Source organism: Sphingosinicella sp. (genome assembly GCF_052388015.1).
GTDB lineage: Bacteria > Pseudomonadota > Alphaproteobacteria > Sphingomonadales > Sphingomonadaceae > Allosphingosinicella.
Genome location: NZ_JBQTIN010000085.1, coordinates 1 through 3608, shown reverse-complemented (window position 1 = coordinate 3608; position 3608 = coordinate 1). Strand labels below are relative to the sequence as shown.

Annotated in this window: 4 protein-coding genes; 1 reads left to right on the top strand and 3 read right to left on the bottom strand. The window is 68.0% G+C overall.

The window, feature by feature from the left end; all coding sequences use genetic code 11:
- Nucleotides 1-1072: glycosyltransferase family 4 protein (locus ACT4N3_RS06975; RefSeq protein ID WP_444854487.1), on the bottom strand; the 1072-nt coding region annotated here is incomplete at its 3' end.
- Entirely contained in the window at nt 1072-1977 is a 906-nt protein-coding gene (locus ACT4N3_RS06970; RefSeq protein ID WP_444854486.1) for a UDP-2,3-diacylglucosamine diphosphatase, read from the bottom strand. The genes ACT4N3_RS06975 and ACT4N3_RS06970, both read right to left, overlap by 1 nt.
- 128 nt (nt 1978-2105) lie before the next feature.
- Here ACT4N3_RS06970 and ACT4N3_RS06965 point away from each other — a divergent pair, with 128 nt between their 5' ends.
- Entirely contained in the window at nt 2106-3056 is a 951-nt protein-coding gene (locus ACT4N3_RS06965; protein ID WP_444854485.1) for an isopenicillin N synthase family dioxygenase, read from the top strand.
- Between the two features lie 135 nt (nt 3057-3191).
- Here ACT4N3_RS06965 and ACT4N3_RS06960 read toward each other — a convergent pair.
- The coding region (locus ACT4N3_RS06960) for a cytidine deaminase (RefSeq protein ID WP_444854484.1) at nt 3192-3608 on the bottom strand (417 nt) is incomplete at its 5' end.

Here is a 3608-nt window from a genome sequence, read left to right as displayed (position 1 = left end):
GCTCACCGGCGCGCTCGGCGCGGCCTTGCTGCTCGGCGGTGCCGACCGGCTGCGGCGCGCGATCGGCCGGCCCGAACGGTTCCAGCGCCGAGCGGAACTGGCGCGCGCTCGCTTCCCAGGTGAACGCACCGCCATAGCGGGCGCAGGCCGCGCGGTCGCGCGTCAGCGCTGAGGCGATCGCGGCGTCGAGATCGGCGTCCATCGCGCCGACCTCATCGCTCAGCACATCGACCGGCCCGGTGACCGGGTAGGCCGCGACCGGCGTGCCGCAGGCCAAAGCCTCGATCATCACCAGCCCGAACGTGTCGGTGCGGCTCGGGAACACGAACACATCCGCGCCGGCATAGGCGCCGGCCAGCGCCGCGCCGCGCAGCGCGCCGAGGAACAGGACGTCGGGATAGCGCTTCCGCAAGGCCGCCAGCGCCGGCCCGTCGCCGACCACCACCTTGCCGCCGGGATGGGCAGCGTCGAGGAATGCCTCGATATTCTTCTCGATCGCGACCCGGCCGACGAAGAGCTGGATCGGCCGCGGCAGGCCGGCCAGCGCGGCGTGCGGCGCGACATCGGGGCCGAAGCAGGAAAGGTCGACGCCGCGCCCCCAGCGGCGGGTGGGGGAGACGCCCTGCGCCTCAAGCTCGGCCGCCATGCTCGGCGTCGAGACCATCGTCGCCCGCGCCGGGCGATGGAACCAGCGGATATATTTCCAGAACAGGCTGGGCGGCAGCTTGGTGCGCTTCGCCACATAGTCCGGAAACTGGGTGTGATAGGCGGTGGTGAACGGCCAGCCGCGCTTGAGGCAGAGCCGCCGCGCCGCGACGCCCAGCGGCCCTTCGGTGGCGATGTGCAGCGCGTCCGGCGCGAAGCCGTCGATCCGCGCCGTCATCGCCCGGCGCACGCCGAGCGCCAGCCTTATCTCCGGATAGGTGGGGCAGGGGATCGAGCGGAACAGGTCCGGCGAGATGACCTCGACCTCGTCGCCGGCCGCCTCCAGCTCGCGGCGCACCGACTGGAGGGTGCGCACGACGCCGTTGACCTGCGGCGACCAGGCGTCGGTGACGATCATGATCCGCATCAGGCGGCCGCCTGCAGCGGCTTGGCCGGCGATCGGGCCGCCTTCCTCGTCTGCCTTGCCGCGATCTCGTCGGCCCAATGGAGGATTTCCATGCGCCCGCACTGATGCTCGACCAAAGCGGTGCAGCCCTCCACCCAGTCGCCGTCATTGTAATAGGTGATATCTCCGAATTGACGCTGATCCGCGGTGTGGATGTGGCCGCAGACGACCCCGTCGACCTTCAGCCGCTGCGCCTCGTGCGCGACCGTCTCCTCGAAGCGGGAGATGAACTCGACCGCGTTCTTGACCTTGTGCTTGGCGACCTTGGACAGCGACCAGTAAGGCAGGCCGAGCCGGCGGCGGGCCCAGTTCACCACCAGGTTCAGCCGCATCAGGGCCTCGTAGGCCCAGTCGCCGACGAAGGCGAGCCAGCGGTGGGCGAGCATGATCGCGTCGAACTCATCGCCGTGCAGGACGAGCAGGCGGCGGCCGTCGGCGGTAGTGTGGATCGCCTTCTTGCGGATCTCGACTCCGCCGAAATTCATCCCCGCGAACTGGCGGAACATCTCGTCATGATTGCCCGGAATGTAGACGACGCGGGTGCCGTGCTTGGCCCGCTTCATCATCCGGCGGACGATCGCATTGTGGCGCTCCGGCCAGTAGAAGCGCTTCTTCAGCCGCCAGCCGTCGATGATGTCGCCGACCAAATAGAGCGTCTCGGAATCGACATGGTCGAGAAAGTCGAGCAGCAGCTCGCAATTGCAGCCGCGGGTGCCGAGGTGGATGTCGGAGATCCAGATCGTCCGATAGCGCCGGCGGCGCGCGCCCGAGGGGCCGACGCTCTTGTCGAGCTTGGAGGCGTTCTTGCGAAACTGATCGCCCGACGGCTCCGATTCCGCGCGCTCGGCCAGGATTTGGGCGTCCATCACACGCCTCCCCATATCTGGTTCGACAGCGCGGCTTATCCCTTGCTTCTGTTACAGCCTGAATCGCCGATGATGACAGATTGGCGGCAGCATTGGATTCGCCGACGGGAGCCGTTACCTTCCCGCTCATGGACACGCTCGCACCCGCCAAGGCGGTCGCCTCCGTCTCGCTGACCGACGCCGACCGCGATCCCGAAGCCTTCTCGCAGGAGCTGGGCCGCTCGTTCGAGCGCTACGGCTTCGCCATCGTCGCCGATCACGGCATTCCCGCCGACCTGATTCACCGCGCCGAGGAGAAAGCGAAGGCCTTCTTCGCGTTGCCGGAGGACGTGAAGCGCCAATATCATGTGGCGGGCGGCGGCGGCGCGCGCGGCTATACGCCGTTCGGGATCGAGACCGCCAAGGGCGCGACCCATTACGACCTCAAGGAATTCTGGCACGTCGCGCGCGACCTGCCGCCGGGCCACAAATATTCAGATTCGATGCCGCCCAATCTATGGCCGGCGGAGGTCGAGTCGTTCAAGGCGACCTTCCAGGAACTTTTCGCGGCGTTCGATGCGACCGGCGCCAAGCTGCTCGCGGCGATCGCCCGCTATCTGAACCTCGCGCCGGATTATTTCGTCGACACGGTCCGGGACGGCAATTCGGTGCTGCGCCTGCTCCATTACCCGCCGATCCCCGGCGACGGCCCCAATGTCCGCGCCGGGGCGCATGAAGACATCAACACGATCACCTTGCTGCTCGGCGCGGAGGAAGCGGGGCTGCAACTGCTCGACCGCGACGGCGACTGGCTGCCGGTGACGCCGAGGCCCGGCGAGCTCGCGGTCAATATCGGCGACATGCTGCAGCGGCTCAGCAACAATGTGATGAAATCGACCACCCACCGGGTGGTGAACCCGCCGCCCGAGCGTCGCCGCGTCTCGCGTTACTCGATGCCTTTCTTCCTCCATTTCCGCTCGGACTTCCTGATCGAGACTTTGCCCAATTGCATCTCGGCCGAGCGGCCGAACCTCTATCCGGTGCCGATCACGGCGGACGACTATCTCCAGGAGCGGCTCCGGGAGATCAAGCTGACCTGAAATCCTCCCTGTCGGCGAAGCGGATGGGGAGGGGGACCGCGTGAAACGCGGTGGAGGGGCGTCGCTGAGGCCAATTGCCCCTCCACCATGCTTCGCATGGTCCCCTCCCCACGCCTTCGGCGCAGGGAGGAATTGTCAGCCGGCGTCCTTCAGGTTCGCCGGGCCGAAGCCGTGGGGCAGGAGCTGGCGGATGGTGCTGGTCACGGCCCGCGTGCCGTCGCCGTTGGACGAGATCACTTCGATGTCGAGGCCGGACAGATCCGCCGCTTCGTAGATCGACTGGCGGCAGCCGCCGCAGGGCGTCACCGGGTCATTGCCCGCGAGCGCGCCGTTCGCGATGTGGCCGCCGGCGACCGCGATCCGCGCCACCCTGTCCAGCCCGAACGCCTGCCGCGCGGCGGTCAGGGCGGAAATCTCGGCGCAGATACCGAGCCGGTAGCAGGCATTCTCCATGTTCGCGCCGGTGACGATCTCGCCGTCGATCGACTCCACCGCGCAGCCGACGCTGAAGCGGGAATAGGGCGCATAAGCGTTGAGCGCCGCGGCGCGGGC

What these genes read in the sequence shown, in the direction of transcription:
- ACT4N3_RS06970 (WP_444854486.1), bottom strand. Translation starts at nt 1,977, where the DNA reads ATGGACGCCCAAATCCTGGCCGAGCGCGCGGAATCGGAGCCGTCGGGC.
- ACT4N3_RS06965 (WP_444854485.1), top strand. Translation starts at nt 2,106, where the DNA reads ATGGACACGCTCGCACCCGCCAAGGCGGTCGCCTCCGTCTCGCTGACC.